This is a genomic window from Gluconacetobacter brunescens (genome assembly GCF_048695475.1).
In the GTDB taxonomy this organism is placed as follows: domain Bacteria; phylum Pseudomonadota; class Alphaproteobacteria; order Acetobacterales; family Acetobacteraceae; genus Gluconacetobacter.
This window is the reverse complement of sequence record NZ_JBLHEN010000001.1, coordinates 15,621-35,983: the sequence shown is the minus strand read 5'-3', so window position 1 is coordinate 35,983 and position 20,363 is coordinate 15,621. Positions and strand designations below refer to the sequence as shown.

Here is a 20,363-nt window from a genome sequence, read left to right as displayed (position 1 = left end):
GGGCTGGACTGGACCGAATGGTACGCCCCGATTCCGGATGACGGAATCGGGGCGTCGTCGTTTCACGCAAGCGTGATAGGCCCCACTAAGACCGCCCACGCGGCAGGCTCCACCGTGCACCGACCCGGACGGAATTGATTCCTCTTCAAAAAATCACAGGTTTTAGGAAACCCGACACGCCTGCGCGCGTCATGACGGCATGATGAACAGTGGGTTTTATATTGCAATTGAGAGGCGTTCTCAGTTAAGGCCATGTTCACGCATGACGCGCAACGGCCGATCGGGAGTGTCCCATGACTGACGCAATGCCCCGCCTTCACGACCTGTCCCCCGGCGAGAGACTGACGGTCCGGATCATCCGGCGCCTGTCCGCGCAATGGGTGGCCCGACAGGCGAACAGGCAGACCGCCCTGCCGCCCCCGTCGCGCGCGCGGGCAGCGCATGCCACCATGGCGCACGCCTTCCAGGATGCTTTCGGCCGCATGACGCATCTATGCCTGCCCGGCCTGGCGGTCGGCACGGCCGGCACCGCCCGGCTCACCGCGACCGAACAGAGCTTCCTGCACGCCACGGCCGCCGCCCAGCAGGGCCACACGCCGGAAGTCGGCGCGGCCCTGTATCGTGTCTTCTCCCGCCCCTCGGTCCATGCCCGGTTCGTGGCGGCGGTGAAGATGCTGGGCGACTACCTCACGGCGTCCGGCTACCGGCTGCCCTATGCCAGGCCACGCCTCCCGGCGGAGGAAAGGCTGGTGCTCGGCGGCGCCTGCCTGATGACCATGTCCCGCTGGCACGGGCTGGATATCAAGACCACCCGCGTCCTGTGGCCCCGCACGGCGCCCGAACACGCCGCGTCCTGAGCCTGAAGATCGCCACCAGCAGCCTTTGTCAGGCAGTTACACAGACCCTGCCTGGAAATGTGGGCTGGTGAGCGAGAGCGCCGCGCAGCGGCGCGCCCGTCGTGTGTTTCCGAGCACCGGAGCGGAGCGGCCTTGATGGCCGTGAGCACCGGAGCGCAGGAAACGCGCGCCGGATCGCCACCAGCGCGCATTTACAGGCAGGGTCTCAGGCCTGGTCGGGAGCGGGGGCCGAGTTCAACTGAATGTAGCGCTCGATCCCGACCAGCTTGATCAGGTCGAACTGACGGTCGAGGAAATCTTCATGCTCTTCCTCGTTATCGAGGATCTTCAGAAGAAGGTCGCGCGACACGTAATCGCGCACGCTCTCGCAATAGGCGATGCCCTCGCGCAGGTCGTCGAGCGCCTTTTCCTCGAGCTTCAGATCGCATTCCAGGATCTCCTGGACGTTCTGGCCGACCAGGATGGTGTTCAGCCGCTGCACGTTCGGCAGGCCGCCGAGATAGAGAATGCGCTCGATCAGCCAGTCGGCGTGACGCATCTCCTCGATTGATTCCTCGTATTCCTTCTTCCCCAGCAGGGTGACGCCCCAGTGGCGCAGCGTGCGGGCATGCAGGAAATACTGGTTGATCGCCGTCAGCTCGTTGGTGAGCTGCGTGTTCAGGTGCTCGATAACCTTGGGGTCTTTGATGGCCATGTACCGTCTCCGATGAATGGGGCAACGCTTCAATCTTCGACCTACACCCTGACGCACCCCAATTGCAAACACAAAACACATATATATCAGTATGATAATGGATGTGATTATTATTTGCAGTCGATCAGCCTCGCTTTCTGGATCGCAGAGTGTTCCACCGCGCGGCGATCATGGCGATAGCGGGCTCTTCCCCTTCCCGCCCCGGCGGCTGGCATCGGCGACGCCAGCGCGGTTACTCACCTTCGGTCGCGTGGAAGCGGGTATAATCGACCGTGATCCGTCCGTCGGCCGCGGCATCGATGATATCGACAAAACGGTGATTATACAGCACCCGGTCGAAGCCGTAGGCCGTGCGGGCAAAGACGCTCTGCCCCGAGACCTCGTCGGTTCCAGTCACGGTCAGGACGATCTCCGCCTCCTCCTTGCGCAATGCCTCGATCGTCAGACCGTTCAGCGGGCTGTGCGCGTCGATGACATGCATCAGCGAAAAGGCGAAGCGCAGGACCGGAATATGCGACTGCACCAGCACCAGCGGATCGAACTGCCGGGCCAGCCGCCCGTTCGGCTGGACGATCAGGCGCGAGAGAAACAATTCCACATCGACCGACAGGATCGGGCTCAATCTCTGGTTCGCGATCCGCAGGCTCAGATGCGCCGTATCGCCGTCCTTGCGGATCAGAGCGCTGTTGCTGAACATGAGCCGGGCCCGCGGCCGGGCGAAACGGGCAAAGACCAACCCGGTACCCACCGCATTCAGGATCATGCCCCCCAGCAGTTCGCATGACGCAATCACATGCGCAGTACGGCCCACGGGGGCCATGACGCCATAGCCGACGGTGGAAAAGGTCTGGATACTGAAGAAGAAATAATCCCAGAATACGCCCGGCCGCGTGCCGGCGACCTGCCGGGGCACCGTCATGTAGAGCAGCGCGAACGTGGCGTTGACCACGACATAGGCGGCCAGGGCATACCAGAAGAAGCTGCTCCAGCGGATCGTCAGGGCATGATGATAGAAATCGGACCACGCCCTGTCGGCATGGCCCACCCGCACGATATTGTCATCGCCCCGCCCTTCCAGCGCACGATGAAGGCGCAAGCGGGACAGCGCCTGCGGCATATGGGCTGCCAGAGGTCCCTTTCCTATTCGCTCCCGTCGCCCCGACGGCTCCGAAGCCCCGCCCATTGCCACGAATCCTTCCGTAAACATGATGATCGGGGGAGAGAATGGCGGCAAAATCGAATCCCGCGTATGGCACGGATCGCGCAGGTCTCATGCGCCCGACGCTCTACCCGCCACCTGCTCTCCGGGCCTGTCGGACCATGCGCGCCGGTGGCGACCCGGCGCGCATTTCCCGCCACGCCCCAGCATGAAGGACGCCGCCATGATCGAGGCTTTTCACCATGTGGCGATCATCTGCTCGGACTACGCCCGTTCGAAGGATTTCTATACACGCATCCTCGGCCTGCGGGTGCTGCGCGAGACCTGGCGGGCCGAGCGCCAGTCTTGGAAATGCGACCTCGCGGTCGGCGCGATGCAGATCGAGCGGTTCTCCTTTCCCACCCCGCCACCGCCCCCGTCCCGGCCGGAAGCCTGCGGATTACGGCACTTGGCTTGAAATGATCCCCGAAAATGGGACCGTCCCTTCTGAAGTGGTCCCCGTCATGAGGACCACGGGTGGCCAAATTTAAGTTGGAGAGCGTGGCCGGACCGCGAATGTCGTGCTGAAATGGACACAGGATCATGGCGTGCAATGGCACTATATCGCCCCCGGCCGGCCCATGCAGAACGGCTATGTGGAGAGCTTCAATGGCCGGATGCGTGACGAACTGCTGAACGAGACGGTCTTTACCAGCATAGCCGAGGCCCGGGCCGTCATTTCTGCCTGGAAAACCGATTACAACACCGCCAGGCCGCATTCGGCCCTGGGATACCAGACCCCTGCAGCGTATGCTGCAACGTTCGAGGCAATGGGGCCAGGATCTCCTTTCAATTGGATGAAAGTTCCAGACTTGGCTAATTTTTGACACGACGTATTTCTATGGAATGCAAAGCATAACCTAGACTTCGTGAATCATTGGCGCTCGCGGTAACCGTTGGACAAACGACCTCAATAAGAAGATGGCGGATGGCAAATGTATTAAAGACAATCGATCTTCCGTCGTCATTAGACGAAAACTCAGCCCTATCCCCATTTACATAGATCTCCCTGATGCGCACGGCATCAGAGGCATAAAATCTTACTCTTAGCGTAACTTCATACTCGGATTTAGCCGGCACCCCCACATAGATTTTGCTGTTGGCGCTTCCTATAGACCACCGCCAAGAAGAGCCCTCCGATTGCTCAACACTCCCGATATTTTGAGTGCCAGTGATATTAAACGCGTCGATCGTCCATTTTTCCGGCCATGCCGCGCCAAGCCTGCCAGAAAACGGCCGGAGATTAGATTGCATAAGATTTGGCGCTGATAATGGAATCGAAGATAGCATTCGCTGAAAGAACGGACCAATCCAATATGGATCCAGATAACCAATTGCGACCCGCTCACAATCGAAACGTTCCGAACTGCCATCCCCTTGCTCACTGAGCAAAAACGAATAGCCGACTTCATTTTGGAGGAAATCTAAAGCCGGAATTAATGCGTTATAATTGGACGACGCGCGAAGAACGATCACGGGCTTGTCGCGCAAAAGGGATGCTTCTGCAGACTTAAGGACAGAAGGAGTTGCCGACATTTCTCCAAGAACGATCAAGTTCACATGCCTTAGCCCACTGAGAAAATACTCCAGGGATCGGCCATCATGACGACGGGTCTGGCAGGCATCGGAAGCACAAAATGGATCAATATCGTATATTTCTTCGACGTCCTGTTCAGCAAGGAATCCTTCCAGACCAGCGACAGCGGAACGCGGCGCATGAACTGTAAGCTGCTGATCATGTAGCCAATTGAGTTGGTTTAGAGTCGAGGCAAGCCTCGTCTGTGGCTCATTGAGCCCACGCGCCGAATCAGAATAAAACGCGCTAACGAGTTGATCAATCTCTAAGCAAACTCCGCAATTTTTTAGCAGAAGAGGGAGATAAGTGACAAGCTCCCACCAACTGATTGTGATAAAGCGATTATCACGCGACATCATCGTGGCTGCTCTCACTCGTAAATCTCATGATACGGCGAACCGGGGGGGCTTATTATATTTGACGCTTTTATTGCCAGAACCGAATATTGAAGAGGCTGCCGCCCCTTGTCGGCACCCTCTAATATTTCCGGCGATAAATTTTCCATATCAAGAGTCTTGAAGCCATATTGCTCTAGAAGCTCAGACGCGTCGAAAGGTCTTGGTGTCTCGTCCTCACGAGATTGATCCTCGTCTATTATGTTCAAGAGCAAAAGTGCTCCGAAGGGCAGAAGTTTTGCGATAGTCTTAAGAATGTCAGGATATTTCAGCGTGAATTCTCTGCCGCCCAAAAGCACAAGTAGGGCATTATAATATCGGCACGTTTCATTTCGTTCATCATGTAAATAGACATTCTCCCAATCAAAACTGGCCTTGACGAGCGACACTTCAAATTCTCCGCCCCCGATTACGCCCAGATTGTCGCCGGGATGTGGAAGCGGAAGCATGAGCGACCGCCACCATAGGCTGTGTCCCGTTGTTGATTCTCTTGATAGACGAGAAGCAGTCGCTTCAACCTTTCGCCGGGCTGTTTTGGGCAATCGACGAACACGGTGTACAGGTGCGCATAGAGGAGGTGTCTTGGCATTCTTGGAAAAGGTCTTATCAATAGCCAGAATATACCCTTCAATAAAGGTCGAAAGTCTTAGCTGCTGAGTCGCAAATTTTCGAGCATTAACCTCCAGACGTTTGCGCCGTTCCGAAGAGCACACGATCGGAACAATTTTATCGAGCAGCCCTTCTCTTGTCATTTCATTGACAGCCACTTTAACAGCGCAGGTGTCGGGCAACTCGCTAAATGTCCCAATGTCCGTGACGACAATACAGCATCCCATACCCAAGCCGTTGGCAAGAGAACCGGAAGACTCGCCCAATGTCGGATAGCGCAAATTTACCAAAATATCACAGGCCGCTAGATACTCCATCAGCAAGCTATCGGGCACGTAGCCACGCGCGATTACGTGGGCCTCAAGACCAAGCCGCCTAACGTGAAAATGCAGATCAAAGTCGTCGGGAGACACCTGCCCCGCAACGACGAGTACTACTGGCCGGCCTTCCGAGACGAGAACGCTTAGCGCCTCGAGCGTCAGATCGACGCGCTTGTGTCTGGTTACAAAGCCAAGAGAAAGCAAAATTATCTTGTCTGATGGGAGGTCCAGACGTACGCGCGCCCTTCGGCGGGCCGTCTCACGATCTTCCGCCATCGGATCGATACGATCCTGATAGGGATGTGGAAGATGATATATCGGCCGATCATATCCGGCAGCGGCAACACGTAACATTCCAGTCAATGAATGTGTAACAATGCCACGGGAGCGTCGCACGAACGCCGGTACAAACCCGAGTTCACTATGGACGACCGGTGATTGCCACCCCCATTTCGTTACGTCCTCTGCAATAAGCTTTCCTGCGCTACCGTAGGCATCGAACATCAGATCGCTATAGAGGCTGCCGGCGGGGCCGCCTGGCAGCGCAAGCCCTAGCATATGTTGAAGCCCCATATCATGGATTGTTACCAGACCAGGTACCCGTGATAATGTTGGCAGCATGTAAGGATGGTCGAGGTTGTTACCGATCTGATAAATATGGGCGCATGACTGAAAAGCTGCACGACGATGCTCATATTCTGCCAGCTTTAACGGCTGATAATCCGTTGTATTCGGAAGCGTCGCATCATTCGCCACTACAGCAAAGAGATCATAGTGCTTGGCCAATGGTGCCATCAAACAATCGCAATAATCGGCAATGCCGTTACGAGTCGGGGGGAGTGGCGAAAATAAGACTAATGGCTCTTTACTCATCGGACTCAACACGTTTCCAAGTTGCGACTGGAGGCAGCATCAAGTAAGCCATGGAAACCACTAAGTTGTTTTCTTATATAGTTATTGAATACTTCTCGTGAGGCATCTCTCAAATTGGCAAGAGATCGCTCCGTCGACACTTCGGCGAGACGATCGAGAAGAGCAGTCATGTCGGCACAAAGATGAAAATGGTATCGGCTGGGAATTCCACACATGCCGTCCCTTGTAGTAATCAAAGGCAAGCCAAACGAAAGCGCTTCCACAGTCTTAATCTTCAGCCCCGTCCCACTGATGTTGATATTCATTATAATATCGACATCGCGATAGAAGTCGGAGGCTTCTTTAATGAAACCTCGCAGGTGGAAACCTGGCAGATCGGGACGAATCCGATTGCTGATATTACCAGCAATATGAAACTCGAAATTGTTCGCGATGTTAGGGCGGTCAGCGAGGCATTTGAGAAAGACTTCCAGTGATATGCGATTACTGGGGTTATCACTGGCAATATAGCCGACTCTTATTTTTCTCGATATCTTGCGAACCGGCAAGAAATTTTGGGGAAGAATGTGCCCGACCGTAAAAATGCGGCCCGAAAAACGTTCAGAGAGAGCCGCCGCTTCGACGTCTTGAATCGCAATGACACTGTCTGCGCGGGACAGACCTCTAGCCTCTTCTTCAGGCGAACAAAAGAACCAAGCTGGCGCCACGCCCTGCTCTTGCAAAACCTCGTGACGGCCGCCAAATAAATCATGAGTGTCTATGACACTATATGTCTCCGGCAATATTTCATCCGCAACACGCGACATCCACACATAATTTATTATGGCGATATCAAATTGCCATATGGACTGCAGCTGTTTTATGTATTCAGGCAATTCATCGCCGCAATAATCGTCGATGCCATACCCATCAAAGCGTGTTTGCGCCTTTGATATATTGGGAGAAACGAAGTGGAAACTATCCCACCTGTCTTCCATCGCCTTCCTTTGGTCTGGATGGATCCCCTCCATACCATAATATACGAAATGCACGTAATATCCGTGATATTGAAGCAACTCACAAATCCGGGATATCCGTGCAGAATTCCCTTGATTGACGGGATTCGAGGGGATTGGTGATACGACAAGCGCGTGCATCATCAATGATGTCCGGCGGGCTTTATGGAGAACCAATCTTCCACCTTAAACATCTCCATCCGTGATAGACTTGATGCCCCCCAAGGCGATGCTTAAAGATCTCAGGTCACCTCCCTCAGGGACAGAGGACTGAGCAGTCAGTCTCAGCAGAACAACCCGCCCTTCAACGCCCTCCAAATGCACTGTGGCACTCCAAGCCTGACCGTCGCGCGTAAATTCAGTAGACTTGATATTGCCATTAACACAAGTAACGCTGAAAGTTCTTTCGGCGTACTCTGAGTAAGTCATCGGCCCATATATAATAATCTTGCCGCGCTCAGTTTCCATTGGAACGCTGACAACTCCATCACCGCTCATCCAACGGAACGGCTCTCCACTTGCTGCCTTCTCAAGGTGATGGAAACCGGCCAAGCAATACGTCAAATCATTGTTAGATGTATACCATTCACGGACTATACTAGTGGAAAAAACACTTATATTTTCAATCCCTAATGATAGTCCGTTAGAAGGTTTTCCTTCTTTGGTCAATTGGTCAACCTCGGAGCGTATACGCAGAGAAAGGAGGCCGTCAGATGTGATGAACTGGCGCGGCACCAAGCCTACCGCGCTCCACGATCCATCTGCACTATCCTGAAATCGCGCCATCTCGAGATTTTTGTTTTCGACAGAGAAAAGGCAGTCGTCCACCGCTTTGGCAGATGCAGCCCCAACTCCTTCCACTAAAAATATGACGTCTTCTTCAGGACTAATTTCAAAGGCCACAAATGCCTGACGACCAAACCACCGAACCCGATTGGTTTCAGTCCAGCCATAGCCGATGAAAGGCATCCCGCTCCGGAAGTGGGCTTGCCGTTCGTAAGCCGGGGCGATCGCCTCAAAATGGTTAGCTGGCATTGCCCGCCACAGCGCCATCATTTGGCGCTCAAGTGCTGTACGCTGCAAACCCACGATCGCATCCACGCGCGGAACTATGACGTGCAAGTATTGATCGATAAGGCCTGAAACAATCGAGTTTTGCTCGCTACTAACCTTTGCCGTTACAGCTTCCAGTTGTTCTTCCACCAACATTAAACGTCGTGCGAAGTCCTCGCCGAATGCAATGGATATAAAGACGGGAGCGCCTGTCAATTGAGTGGCTGATCCCTCAATACCAACCGATATGATCGCGCCCCGATCATCCAACACATCTAAGGGCAGACCCAATTTGAAAGGTATCGCCTCAATGAGGCGATTTTCGGCGTTGTCGATATCGTATTTTCGATTCGGCTCAGCGTTGAGCTTCGTTCGAGCGATCACACGCCCGCGCATAGACGCACAAATTGTCAGCGGCAACGCATCTGGATTGATATTCGTTAACGCGCCGACCAAAAAACCCGCGGTTACTGAAACGTGACCATCGGCAACAGTGAGAGCTTGCGCAACTTCTTCCTGAGTGCGCAATATCAGGCTGCTGGGAACCTCACAATCAAGGCCGACAAATCGACCGCGGATTGTAACCGGAGCCTCAAGCAGCATATCTGTGGGCATTTTTAATTTAAAAAATGACTCACCATTAGCTGCAACTCGGGTGATTGAAACAAGGCCGAGGCTGAGACCATTTGCAGACAATTCGAGGCCGAACTGTACAACGCCGGTGATCCTGCCATAAATCACGCCTCGAAACGCGTTCTCGATGGAGACGACCACCTCCGCGGGTCCTGGTGACGTCTGATCCATCATTATTTCCGACACGGCCAACTCCCGGGACAATTAAGTCATCTCTGAACGAAAAAAACGCGTCCGTATGATGATTAGCTCTTCAATCTCACACGTGCAACATTGCGATACAAGCTATTCCACCACATCACTGCTGAGACCGATAGAATAGAATCAAGTTCCTGACTTTCCATTGAGAAAATAGAAGTCATGCCTGCAGTTCCCTAAAACCCGGAACAGTGTCATAAAACCTGTAGAAAACGTTCACCAGATCCTCCAGGTCCTCATACACCCTTGTAGACGAGGTGTCAGATGAGTTTGTATAATCTAATCTATCGATACCGACAAAACTTCCCTCAGCGAGATTATCGAGGCCGTAATGCCTGCGGACGGCCGAATAGACCGGCACGTTTATTTTTGAAAGCGTGTAGGGATGACTTGGTGGATTGTCAAAATTCAGCCCAATCCCATACAACATTCTCCGAACCATTTCAAATAATAAGACATTGACAGGATGATTAGGTGTATAAAATAACTTTCTTCCTTTCCCATATTCTTCGATACAATCCGAAATCTTTATATCGACATCTTTTTCACGGCGCCGCAATTCAGCGAGGGACGCCTCGATAGGATTAGGGAAAATAGATGTAAAATTCTCAACGCTGTAACAGGAGAGGCACTCGGCAACGCTGGCACCCCTCAGATAAGCGGTCCTGACAGTTTTCATGTGATAATCATCAAGCGGGCCGACAACTTTTCCAATTCCGCCAAGATACAAATACTCAATATCAGGGGAATAGCCTGCGTGATAGATATTCGGCCATATCAGCACATTTGGGAACATGCTACGAAGGCTGGCCGCCCTTAGAAAAGGAGGATTGTAGTCTGCACTAACCCTCTGGGCGAATATAACATCCACCTTACCAAGGACGTCTAGCGTCCGATCCTTATCGGCATCACTCATTTCAAAGACCGGTGGCAACCTCAGAATTTTACAATCGGTATGCATCGCTATAATCGCTTCAATTGCCTGCGCTTGGCAATTCCCTATTACCGCAATAGTGGGCATAAAAGGGGCTTCCTTTTGTTCTGAGGGGTTTACGAATATGGCCTAGATTTGTTACGGAGATCGCTTCTTATGGTTGCTGATCGCCCCCCGTTGTCGGGAGGCACGTATAATATGCCTTGCCAGGTACGGTCCACCCCCGTAACTGCTGACCTGATTGGCGACGAGAGATCGTGCTGTGTAGGGATGATCTGGTTCGCTACACAGATTGCCCTTCCTCCCAGCACTGAATAAGCGAAGCTGAAAGGGTCCCCTGCTCTACGGGCCAACCGAGACGATCAAACGCTGGGTCGCGCAGATGTCGGAACTTCAGGCACTGGCGGGCCGACCGTGCAAAACCTCGTCCAATTCGCATATTCCACCTTCGAAGGACGGTTCGGTCAGGGCCGAAGCAAAGCACGTTTCGTACAGGAACAGGCTATCGGCATCAAAGAATGCCTGTCAGGCGTTTCCTGCGTGAGGCCACACCGATCCCGCGGGCATACATCGAGATGATCCGCTCGTCGCAGTTCGCGAAGCGCCACCGGAAGCGGGCGATCAACCACGGATCGAACGTGCCGGCCCGGTGACGCGGAATGTCCCGCGTCATCGGGCCGGCATCCATCCGCACGGTTTTCTGGTTGCAGCCCTAGCCGCAGTTCGTCGAGTCGCCTCAGGCCCCACCGTCCAGATGGTAGTCCGACTCGGCATTGAGCAGCCTCTTCGCCAGCGCCTTCTTCATACTCCCCAGAAAGGTATCTGCCTCCGCTATGGTGCAGACCACCCGACATCCCCCAGTGGCAATGGGTCTCCATCTCGGGCAAAACGATCCCGCCAAGATCACGCCAACTCCGCAGCGCTGCTGCCGAGGACGTGCTGATGATTATATCAAGACTCAAAATACAAACGTTTCACCGGCCTCAATCCTAGTGAAGACATAAATGCGGCGTAGTCTAAATATTGTTGCTCATCTAGCGTGCCAATAATTGTTCTGTGAATTGCCATCACTGCCGGATCAAGACCTTTGGCCCATTTCATCCAGGCCGCCACGTCTGGATTGGACGAATAATTCATAAACCACATTGTAATATTCAAATTATTCCAGTCGGCGTAAAATTCTGTGGGGTCAATCCCCTTATATCTAAGGTAAGTAGAGTACAGCATAAATTCCGACTGTACACTATCCCGACAAAATATTTCGGAGAAATTTTTTCCAGATCTCTCCTCTACACTGCGAACCAGACTGCGGGCAATTCCAGAATGAATTATGAACGGAGTCATTATCCCCATTACTAGATCTCCCTCCTTAAGAGGAGGAATCGAAAACATATTCGAATAATTTGCATTTAACTCAAGATGTATACCCCCGCTCAAAGGTTCTATCTTTGCAGTCGGTTTTCCATTCCGAAAAAAATCATTCGCCTCTAACGGGCGGACAAAGAAATTCTTCGAGTCCAAACAAACATAAAAACTATCATCCGAAAAATTTCGGGCAATTAGTAATTTTGCGACCTGCTGCAAAGTATATGATGGCGCATCAAATGAAGTAAGATCATCTATTGGAACAATTTTTACCTTGTCTTTAATGTAAAAAAGTATGGAATCTACAATATTCTCTACTAAATTAAGACAAAAATTATAGTCTCTATTTATTATAATAGTATATGATTTAATTTGATCTGGTTGAACAAAATTTTTTATAGAAAAAGCTTGAGCCTCAAGCAGGTCAATCTCATCCTTATATGCAACTACCACAAAATTTATAGGCTGCATTATACTTCTCTCACTTTAAAATCGAATCTGTTATTGACTATAGTGAATTCCGCTGTGAAACCCAATGGATGCCACTTTTAAGCTGGTGAGATCTGCCCGGTTGATCCTTCCTTCAGTTCAAGCGACCGCCAGAACAATCCGCTATTGCTGAGCCTGTGGAAATGTGGGCGAAGCACCTGCTTCATCCATATTTCCACAGGCGTCACTTCTGCGCCGCAGCTTGCTGTCCAGACATTCATCGGAAACAATAACCCGATGCCTGATGCAAACGTGTCCAATTATAGAGGGCGGACCCACCGGAAGGAAATACCAGCTTTTGCCTCCCGTTCGTTGGCATAGCACCTTCAGGTAAATGCCCTCATGTTTAAGCGAAGGCCAGAAGCGCTGCGATGAAGCCACTATCAAACCATCAGCCCCGGCCAACCATGGAGATCCAGATGGCGTACCTGTAAAGACGCCCCTGGTAAACTGAGGCTCTGACATAAATTGAAAGGGCACTTCCACCACAAACCCATCTTGCGTGTTCGAGAGCCATCCGGAGCACGCCCTCGTATCTAGTGTCCCGAATTTGAAATCCTTCAGATTCAGATTCTAAGCGGACACTAGCCAAATCAATAGTTTAGTAGCCTGCTGATCTCCGAAATTCACCTATGAATTTCGGAGGCAGGACACTAGAGCATGCCCACTTTATTCCAGCTCATATCCAGCGACTGTAAAGAAGTTGGCGCATTCATCAGGAGTGAACGCATCCAGGACCGATCCGGCGGCCTCCCATAGGGCTATGACGGTCTTGCTGCCTTAGCGCGCAAAAGGGCCTTGAGCTTGGCGAATGCCATTTCGATCGGGTTGAAATCAGGGCTATAGGGAGGCAGGAACATCAGCCGCGCGCCGACAAAGCACTTCACGGGATCTGGTTCCCTGGCAATTGCCCCTCTTACGGCTTTCCCGCCCCCGAAACGCCATCCCTTGCGCCCGTCCCTGTTGCTCCTGAATCAGAAGAACAGACGCTCGCATAGGCCGACTTTCGCTCAGTGGATGAAAAACTGCGCGCTTCTCACCACGGCTCCACTCGGCCGGCGCTCCCGCCATTTCACGCCGTTCGTGATGGCAGAGTATCGCCGCCAAGATGCCGCTGCAGTTCCTGCGGCGGGTCTTCCATGAAGGCAAACAGCCTTAATCAAGAGGAATCCGTATCGCCCTAACTTCGTCCGTGAAAATTCCGGCGCCTCCATTCCTCAAGCCATAACAGGGGTTAATCCCCTCAATTCTATCGCCTGTGAAATTAGCTCGCCCAGTTGCATTTTGACCGTATTCATCAGTTTTTCAGAAAAAATAAAATCATCCCCATTTAAGTCAATAAGGAGTTTTTTCGCGTTCATGTGCAGCAATAAATCAACAGAAGCCAAGACATTTCTGGATAATATCTGGATTCTTGACATCATGTCATCTGAATTCCCATTCAGATAAATTCTAAATACCGGGCCATGATCGAATTCGATATACTCATTCGGCACTCGTTCGCCTTCGCCCCAAAGCGATACGTTAAACTGCAACGAAATGTTGTCATTGTACGATTGAATCTTGCAGAGAGATTCCGCCTCATCAAACCCACGAAGATCGATAATCTCCACATGTGAATATTTTCCATCAACCAGTAAGTTCGCTCCAAAAGGCCGCGAAATAGAGTGTGCATTAGCCTCAAGATCAACATTCATGATATTAACGCTCGACAAATCATCAGCGTCTGCATCATTTAGAGCATATTCCGAGCATCGCAATTTAATATGCCCTTTCCTATCAAATTCTTCTTTACTATAAATACAGATCGATTTCAAAAGGACGCCCAATTTCCGATGTTCTGAGGCGTCGGCTTGTGGAATATACAGATTCTCAATGGTAAAATCCAACTCGCAACGCTTACTTGATCCGGAGGCGATTTCAAACGCACATTCAAAATTATCCCATCCCATTATTTCATAGCTTTGCACTATTGTGGAATTCATGGATACACAAAGGCTACCTATTTTACCTGCATAAGCACTCATGAGATTCACGACTAGAACGCCGCCCATTTCGATAATTTCATCATCTAAATCGAACTGCGCTTGCGCAGATTTATCGCTGGACCAGACGCCAACATCTTCATAAGGGTGAAAATTCTGAAGATGAATGTAATCTCCGAGAACCGCTCCACTGTCGAGAGGAAGATCAAGCGGAATTGGCAAAATATTCGTTCCCGGCCCTCTGAGAGAGGGGACGTTTTCCCGTCTAGCGGTCATTTCCTTTAATGGAATTAATGATGCATATACGGGGTATTGTATGCGACTCAGGCGCCGCACCACTCGCGAACAGTCTCTATCCCAAGCCTTTTCCTCTACCGAAAGCATGGAATTTTCTTTACCTGCGGACCTCCAGTGCCATACAGCAGTAGCGCTACCGGTAAATTTAAATGGACCAAACTGGGCTAAGAGTAGGTACAAATAAACATCTTCCGCCACCTCAAGCTCTGGGTCGTCGCCAATGACCGCCTGAACGCTGTCCGTGCGCGCCATCCAAGCGTTGCTCTGTATATAATTGTCAAATTGAGCCAATTGAATAAGATTGAAATCCTGTATAAATTGCAAACGGCGATTTTCTTTAATTTCCAAACCCACCGGGCCCATAAAGTTTTCTTCTCTAAAATACAAACCTTCGTCATCTTCTTTCTTAATTACGCCACTATAGGCCAACTTAGCATCTTTGTTTTTGGAAAGAACAAAAATCAACTGCCTATAGTGATTTGGAAATACGGTATCATCGTCATCCAAATGAGCGACAAATGGAGCCTCTGCAGCGCGGAGGCCAGTCCAAAGAGCTGTAGACCGGTAGCCAGTATCAGGCGAAGTGATGTATCGCGTACTAATCCGCTTTCCAGCGTTATTTATAGCAAAATCCTTTAGATCCTGGCGGTTCTTATAGTCAACAATTATTATTCCCAAGCGAATACCATTACCATCCGCATTTATAACTGAATCTACAGCTCGCTTCACAAAATCAAGCGATCTTCCCCCAGCGCGAACTATTACATCACAGTCAATCTTCGGACTGAAACGCTTTGAGATGAAACTCAACGCTCCCCTTGAGGGACGAGACAAGTCTACCCGATCAAATAAACCGGCTTTTCGCACTTCCTTAGCAAATGGTATAAATAGCTTCTCAATCTTTGATTCTAAAGACCAATGCTTTTCGAACCATGCTTTCCCCCGCTCTGCCCTCTCTATAGCGGCCTCCGGGTTCTGTTTAATCCAATCTAGCTTTTCGCGAATTTGCTTTACAATATGGCGTGGTGACTTGGTTGTATCTATAAATAAGACAACATCTTGCAGATTCTCCTCGGCGAATGCAATGGAGTCGCATATTGGGAGCGCACCCACAGATAATGCCTCAAATATTCGCATCGAAGGCGTATTTTGTTCTCTATGTTCTTTTTTATGGAAGCAAAGTGCAACGCCGTGTCTGGCAATAGTCTCCATCACGGACACGCCGTCGAACGGAAGCATTCCCTTATACGCCCCCCCGACGTGATCCCAGCCTTTTGGTGGACCGTAGAATGAGACCAAGCCTTCTTTAGCAAGCAATTGAAAAACTCTACTATGTCGCGCTCCGTCCCAGTGGATACCTAGATAGCATAGCGTAGGGTCTACAATATTTCTTAGCGAAACCACATCATTTCGATACGTAGTCGGCAGAAAATAATCTGGCGCGACAGGCTTTTCAATCGAACTGTCGATCTGTACATCTTTGGCAAAGTGTTCCAGTTCGCGACTTCCTGCAATGTAACCATCGAATGAATTGATTGATTTCATTCGGTACTCGTCGCCGCTAAAAAACGATAACGGACTCCACAGCAGAGCAATGGTGGGATATTCGGTCAGCTTTCTGCTGAACTCATGGGTGATCAAAACAAAATCTGGCTTATACTCGTAAATATCATCACTTGTCACCACAACTTTAACATCGACATTGCCGATATGTTTGGATGCGATTTTAAATCTTTCAATAAATTCAAGCTCGGCACTCTCAGCAAGATTTGGCCAACTATTGGTAATGGCAATTTTCATTTCGAACTCTCTTTTACTAATAAAATATTCAATCGCATAACTTCGCGATTTCACCCGGTCGCGAAGAATACATGACAATCGCTAGATGCATCTCGCACAAGAAACACTCAATCACGGGCTCACAGGTTCAACGCAAACATATACTATGCATGTTTCGGCTTGGCAAGATGAGCTTAACCTCGGGATGTAGTCGGTACGTTGCCCTCAGACAGTCCTCATTCATAGCTACAATGACCAGGGCCCCATCCTGAGGACCATTGATAGCCGATTTTAAGTTGAAAGGTCCGGCTCGGGTTACTTTTTCTGTTCAAGCGACCATCAGATTGACCTAAAGTAACCGAGCCGGTGGATGTAGGCGACGCGTCAGCGTTTCAACCCGACTTTCCTACCAAACTGCCATGAGGGCTGCGGTAGCCCTGCGTCTGATGCAGACACGTCCGCTTATAGAAGTCGAGCCATCCGGCAATGCCCGCCTTGCCCTCCCGCCTATCGACGCAACCCTTTGGGCAATACTTTAGATAGATGTCCTCATGTTGAGCGAGCGCCAGAAACGCCCGATGAAGACGTTATCCATCCAGCGGCCTCGGCCGTTCATGAAGATCCGGACGCCCGAGCCTATCCTGAATTTATGGAATGCCTCTTTTACAAAAGGGACGTAGATTGCCAATTTTCGAACAGTGAAAGGTTGGTATGAGCGGCTCTGCTTTAGCAGTATCGATCTGAAAAAACTATTGTATTGTAGTGGGGATGGATGCGGCAGCGCAAGAGCTGTTTCGACATCGACGTCAGCGCTCGACGCTGTCTCGAATCGTAGCGGATTTCCTGCGCTATATCATCGCGATGAAAGCATGCTGTGGTGCGCACCACCTCGGGCGTATTTTTCAGTCACGGGGCACGAGGTCCGACTGATGCCGCCGGAGCATGTACAGCCCTACGTCAAGGCACAGAAAATGACGACCGGATGCCGAAACCATTACCGAGGCGGCGACGCGGCCAACTATGCGATTTGTCCTACTCGATAGTGAAGCGCAGTTCGATGTGCAGCGGCTGCATCGGGCACAGGACCGGCTTACGGCGGAGCGGACCGCCCTGATCAATCAGCTACGGGCCTTCATGTCGAAACACGGGATCACCGCACATCAAGAGTCCCGAAAGCCCGAAATCGCCGTCGATCAGTCAATAGTCAGATGTGAACGAGACGTTCAGCCCGCGCCCAATGACGTCAATCCCGGTTATCTGGCCGCTGAATGTCTCCACGCTGGTAACGACAATCGCTAGGTTCTGTCTGCATTCAACGTAGCCAGATCATGGCGCATGCGAGGTGGACGAACCCCATGAATGCAGGGAGAGTTTTCTCACATCGCAAGGCAATCCTGCGGAAGCGTTTGAGTTTGTTGAAGAAGCATTCGATTTAATGGTGCTCCTTGTAGAGGCTCCAGTTGATTGGGGGCATGATGGCACGGCTGGGATTGGCTTTGATCTGTGCGATTGCCCAGAGGTCATCAGCTATGAAAGTGCGTAGCGGGTCTGCGTCGTAAGCGGCATCGGCAATGACATGGCCGACGCCCTGCAAGCCGGACAGGAGCGCCTCGGCCTGTGGCCGGTCGGGATCGGGATTTCCACGGCGATCCGGTGGCTTCGGCGCGAACGTGAAAGCGGCGAACGGGCAGCGCGCCGCCAGAGCAAGCCACGCGGCTCTAAGCTGGACGGGCATGAAGCCTTTATTGCTGGCATGATCGAAGCGCAAAAAGACATCACACTCAACGAGATGGTCGCGCGCCTGCAGGGTGAGCAGTCCGTCGGGATCGGCCGCAGCATGCTCAGCCGATGGCTGCGACAGCGCGGGTGGACATGCAAAAAAAAGACCGCACATGCATTGGAGCAGGAGCGCGAAGATGTGCTGACACGTCGGCAGGACTGGTTCGACGGCCAGCCTGATCTCGATCCGCACCGCCTGGTCTTCATCGACGAAACCAGCCTCTCCACGAAGATGGCCCGCCTGCGTGGTCGCGCCTTACGCGGAGAACGCTGTCGGGCTGGTGTCCCTCATGGCCATTGGAAAACCACGACTTTCACCGCCGGCTTGCGCCTCACGGGCATGACCGCACCCTTCGTGCATGAGGGCGCCATGAACGGCGAGATTTTTCAGGCCCATGTCGAGCATGGTCTCGTGCCGACGCTGAGCCCGGGCGATATCGTCGTGCTGGACAATCTGCCCGCTCACAGGATGCCGGGCGCGCGAAAGGCCATCGAACAAGCGGAGCACGGATAATGTTCCTGCCTCCCTATAGTCCCGATTTCAACCCGATCGAAATGGCGCGTTCGCCAAGTTCAAGGCCCTCTTACGAGCCAAGGCAGCAAGAACCGTCACAGCGCTATGGGACGCCGCCGGATCAGTCCTGGATGCTTTCACTCCGGACGAATGTACCAACTTCTTCACCACCGCAGGCTATGAACCGGAATAACGTGGACGCGCTCTAGGCCCGATCGACATTCAGGATTTCCTTCTTTTGGAATGAGTGATTCATAGAGCACCGTGTTGGAGCACGGAGCGTGGGATGGGGACCAAGCGTTACGAGTTGAACGAGGCGCAATGGCAGAGGATTGCAGCCTCTGCTACCCGGCAAGGTCGGTGATGCGGGGCGCAGCGGGACGGATAACCGCATGTTCGTGAACGGCTGTCTTTGGATTCTGCGCTCCGGCGCGCATTGGAAAGACCTGCCTGAGCGGTATGGCAAATGGAAGACGGTACATCGTCGGTTCAGCCGATGGTGCCATGCCGGGGTGTGGGAAAAGGTTTTCGAGACGCTGACGGCCGATCGGAACAATCAGTATCTGATGCTCGATTCAACCATCGTTCGCACCCATCAGCAGGCCGCGAGCGGAAAAGGGGGGCCAAAGATCAGGCGCTGGGGCGTTCTCGAGGTGGTCTGACGACCAAGATCCATATGCTGGCCGATGCGCTGGGCCGCCCGCTGTGCTTCGTTGTCACGGCTGGTCAGGTTGGCGACGTCACCCAGGCGCCGGCCCTGCTCGCGGGTCAGGAAGGGGCGGCCGTCATTGCCGACAAGGCCTATGACAGCAATGCGTTACGTGCCCTCATCGCTCAGATGGGTGCAGAAGCCGTCATTCCTTGCAACCCGACCCGCAAGATTATCATCTCGCACGATCCCATCGCCTACAGGCTACGCAATCGTATCGAGCGGTGCTTCAACCGCCTCAAGCACTTCCGACGCTTCGCTACCCGATATGATCGACGCACCATCCATTTCCTCGGCTTCGTTCACCTCGCCTCAGCCATGATCTGGATGGCCTGAATGTCGATCGGTCCTAGCGAAGCTTCCACGCCATAGATCTCCAGCAGATGCCATGGATTTCGCGCACACTCATCCCGCGCGCATACATCGAGATGATCCGCTCGTCGAAGCTGGGGAAACGCCACCGGTAACGAGCAATCAACTGCGGATCGAACATCCCCGCCCGATCGCGCGGGATGTCCAGCGCCATCCGCCCGGCATCGCTCAGCACGGTCTTTGGCCTATAGCCGTTGCGGCAGCTCCAGCGACCGGTCGCTACCTCGCCGTCCAGATGATGGTCCAACTCGGCGTTCAGCAGCCGTTCCGCCAACGCTTTCTTCATATCCCCCCAGAAGGGCGTCCGCGTCCACATGGTGCGGACCACGCGACCAGCCAGAACCTGGTCCCGAACATCGTCAGGGATCACGGCTTCTTGCGCCGGGTCATGATGCTACTGCTTTCCCAGCATCACATCAAACACGCGAAATTCAGGATACGCCTGGCCGGATAGGTTGGCGCAGACTTTCACGGACAAAAAAAGCCAATGCGGACAGGGTAGGCCATAGGTTGCACCCATGTCCGACGCGATCGTCTCGGCCGCGAAGCCGACGACAATCCGCCGTCCAGATACCTCTCCACAAGCCACCTGACCTGCGCTACACTCTGGCCAACATCGGCTTTTTGTCTTCGCTCGCGAATTTTCCTTTTCTAACAAGAACTTTCGCCGCTTTCAGAATCTGATGTAACTATCATATGTGAGATATCCGGATTAAGACGCAGCGCCTGTCAAATAATA

General features: G+C 52.3%; 11 protein-coding genes and 7 pseudogenes. 5 read left to right on the top strand and 13 right to left on the bottom strand.

Annotated elements, in window-relative coordinates; genetic code table 11:
* Positions 1 to 293 precede the first annotated feature (293 nt).
* On the top strand, positions 294 to 857 hold the full coding sequence (locus ACMAUO_RS00160; RefSeq protein WP_420354996.1) for a hypothetical protein: 564 nt from the start codon (positions 294 to 296) through the stop codon (positions 855 to 857).
* Between the two features lie 205 nt (positions 858 to 1,062).
* Here ACMAUO_RS00160 and bfr read toward each other — a convergent pair whose 3' ends face one another.
* Both bfr and ACMAUO_RS00150 read right to left on the bottom strand, forming a co-directional pair.
* Positions 1,063 to 1,551, bottom strand: coding sequence for a bacterioferritin (gene bfr / locus ACMAUO_RS00155; protein ID WP_420354995.1), 489 nt, complete (start codon positions 1,549 to 1,551; stop codon positions 1,063 to 1,065).
* A 232-nt stretch (positions 1,552 to 1,783) separates the two neighbouring features.
* Positions 1,784 to 2,668 (bottom strand): ion channel, encoded by an 885-nt coding sequence (locus ACMAUO_RS00150; RefSeq protein WP_420354994.1) that lies wholly within the window; start codon positions 2,666 to 2,668, stop codon positions 1,784 to 1,786.
* 265 nt (positions 2,669 to 2,933) lie between these two features.
* On the opposite strand from ACMAUO_RS00150, the gene ACMAUO_RS00145 reads away from it, so the two are divergent.
* Together ACMAUO_RS00145 and ACMAUO_RS00140 are read left to right on the top strand one after the other, a co-directional pair.
* Positions 2,934 to 3,167 carry a VOC family protein gene (locus ACMAUO_RS00145; RefSeq protein ID WP_420354993.1) on the top strand — a complete coding sequence of 78 codons (234 nt, stop codon included), beginning with the start codon at positions 2,934 to 2,936 and terminating at the stop codon, positions 3,165 to 3,167.
* 91 nt (positions 3,168 to 3,258) lie between these two features.
* Positions 3,259 to 3,525: pseudogene (locus tag ACMAUO_RS00140) on the top strand (integrase core domain-containing protein); the annotation flags it as partial.
* A gap of 40 nt (positions 3,526 to 3,565) precedes the next feature.
* Here the strand turns inward: ACMAUO_RS00140 and ACMAUO_RS00135 are convergent.
* From ACMAUO_RS00135 to ACMAUO_RS00085, 10 genes and pseudogenes are all read right to left on the bottom strand, one after another.
* Positions 3,566 to 4,684 (bottom strand): hypothetical protein, encoded by a 1,119-nt coding sequence (locus ACMAUO_RS00135; RefSeq protein WP_420354992.1) that lies wholly within the window; start codon positions 4,682 to 4,684, stop codon positions 3,566 to 3,568.
* Between the two features lie 11 nt (positions 4,685 to 4,695).
* On the bottom strand, positions 4,696 to 6,522 hold the full coding sequence (locus ACMAUO_RS00130) for a glycosyltransferase (RefSeq protein WP_420354991.1): 1,827 nt from the start codon (positions 6,520 to 6,522) through the stop codon (positions 4,696 to 4,698).
* A gap of 5 nt (positions 6,523 to 6,527) precedes the next feature.
* The gene (locus tag ACMAUO_RS00125) at positions 6,528 to 7,661 is read right to left on the bottom strand and encodes a glycosyltransferase (RefSeq protein ID WP_420354990.1); all 1,134 of its coding nucleotides are present in this window, start codon (positions 7,659 to 7,661) and stop codon (positions 6,528 to 6,530) included.
* Positions 7,662 to 7,703: 42 nt separating this feature from the next.
* Positions 7,704 to 9,377: a hypothetical protein gene (locus ACMAUO_RS00120; RefSeq protein WP_420354989.1), complete on the bottom strand. Its 1,674-nt coding sequence runs from the start codon at positions 9,375 to 9,377 to the stop codon at positions 7,704 to 7,706.
* A 184-nt stretch (positions 9,378 to 9,561) separates the two neighbouring features.
* Positions 9,562 to 10,422, bottom strand: a complete 861-nt coding sequence (locus tag ACMAUO_RS00115; protein ID WP_420354988.1) for a WcbI family polysaccharide biosynthesis putative acetyltransferase — start codon at positions 10,420 to 10,422, stop codon at positions 9,562 to 9,564.
* 424 nt (positions 10,423 to 10,846) lie between these two features.
* Positions 10,847 to 11,035 (bottom strand): annotated as a pseudogene (locus ACMAUO_RS00110) (transposase); the annotation flags it as partial.
* A gap of 251 nt (positions 11,036 to 11,286) precedes the next feature.
* Complete coding sequence (locus ACMAUO_RS00105; RefSeq protein WP_420354987.1) at positions 11,287 to 12,171, bottom strand: DUF6492 family protein; 885 nt, start codon at positions 12,169 to 12,171, stop codon at positions 11,287 to 11,289.
* A 687-nt stretch (positions 12,172 to 12,858) separates the two neighbouring features.
* Positions 12,859 to 13,061 (bottom strand): annotated as a pseudogene (locus ACMAUO_RS00100) (transposase); the annotation flags it as partial.
* A gap of 345 nt (positions 13,062 to 13,406) precedes the next feature.
* Positions 13,407 to 16,271 (bottom strand): glycosyltransferase, encoded by a 2,865-nt coding sequence (locus tag ACMAUO_RS00095; RefSeq protein WP_420354986.1) that lies wholly within the window; start codon positions 16,269 to 16,271, stop codon positions 13,407 to 13,409.
* A 1,291-nt stretch (positions 16,272 to 17,562) separates the two neighbouring features.
* Positions 17,563 to 17,877 (bottom strand): annotated as a pseudogene (locus ACMAUO_RS00085) (transposase); the annotation flags it as partial.
* Here ACMAUO_RS00085 and ACMAUO_RS00080 point away from each other — a divergent pair.
* Both ACMAUO_RS00080 and ACMAUO_RS00075 read left to right on the top strand, forming a co-directional pair.
* Positions 17,827 to 18,736, top strand: a pseudogene (locus tag ACMAUO_RS00080) (IS630 family transposase). The pseudogenes ACMAUO_RS00085 and ACMAUO_RS00080 overlap by 51 nt on opposite strands.
* 93 nt (positions 18,737 to 18,829) lie before the next feature.
* Positions 18,830 to 19,588, top strand: a pseudogene (locus tag ACMAUO_RS00075) (IS5 family transposase).
* Here the strand turns inward: ACMAUO_RS00075 and ACMAUO_RS00070 are convergent.
* A pseudogene (locus ACMAUO_RS00070) lies at positions 19,564 to 20,014 on the bottom strand (transposase); the annotation flags it as partial. The pseudogenes ACMAUO_RS00075 and ACMAUO_RS00070 overlap by 25 nt on opposite strands.
* Positions 20,015 to 20,363 lie beyond the last annotated feature (349 nt).

What these genes read in the sequence shown, in the direction of transcription:
- ACMAUO_RS00160 (WP_420354996.1), top strand. Translation starts at nt 294, where the DNA reads ATGACTGACGCAATGCCCCGCCTTCACGACCTGTCCCCCGGCGAGAGA.
- bfr (WP_420354995.1), bottom strand. Translation starts at nt 1,551, where the DNA reads ATGGCCATCAAAGACCCCAAGGTTATCGAGCACCTGAACACGCAGCTC.
- ACMAUO_RS00150 (WP_420354994.1), bottom strand. Translation starts at nt 2,668, where the DNA reads ATGCCGCAGGCGCTGTCCCGCTTGCGCCTTCATCGTGCGCTGGAAGGG.
- ACMAUO_RS00145 (WP_420354993.1), top strand. Translation starts at nt 2,934, where the DNA reads ATGATCGAGGCTTTTCACCATGTGGCGATCATCTGCTCGGACTACGCC.
- ACMAUO_RS00135 (WP_420354992.1), bottom strand. Translation starts at nt 4,684, where the DNA reads ATGATGTCGCGTGATAATCGCTTTATCACAATCAGTTGGTGGGAGCTT.
- ACMAUO_RS00130 (WP_420354991.1), bottom strand. Translation starts at nt 6,522, where the DNA reads ATGAGTAAAGAGCCATTAGTCTTATTTTCGCCACTCCCCCCGACTCGT.
- ACMAUO_RS00125 (WP_420354990.1), bottom strand. Translation starts at nt 7,661, where the DNA reads ATGATGCACGCGCTTGTCGTATCACCAATCCCCTCGAATCCCGTCAAT.
- ACMAUO_RS00120 (WP_420354989.1), bottom strand. Translation starts at nt 9,377, where the DNA reads ATGATGGATCAGACGTCACCAGGACCCGCGGAGGTGGTCGTCTCCATC.
- ACMAUO_RS00115 (WP_420354988.1), bottom strand. Translation starts at nt 10,422, where the DNA reads ATGCCCACTATTGCGGTAATAGGGAATTGCCAAGCGCAGGCAATTGAA.
- ACMAUO_RS00105 (WP_420354987.1), bottom strand. Translation starts at nt 12,171, where the DNA reads ATGCAGCCTATAAATTTTGTGGTAGTTGCATATAAGGATGAGATTGAC.
- ACMAUO_RS00095 (WP_420354986.1), bottom strand. Translation starts at nt 16,271, where the DNA reads ATGAAAATTGCCATTACCAATAGTTGGCCAAATCTTGCTGAGAGTGCC.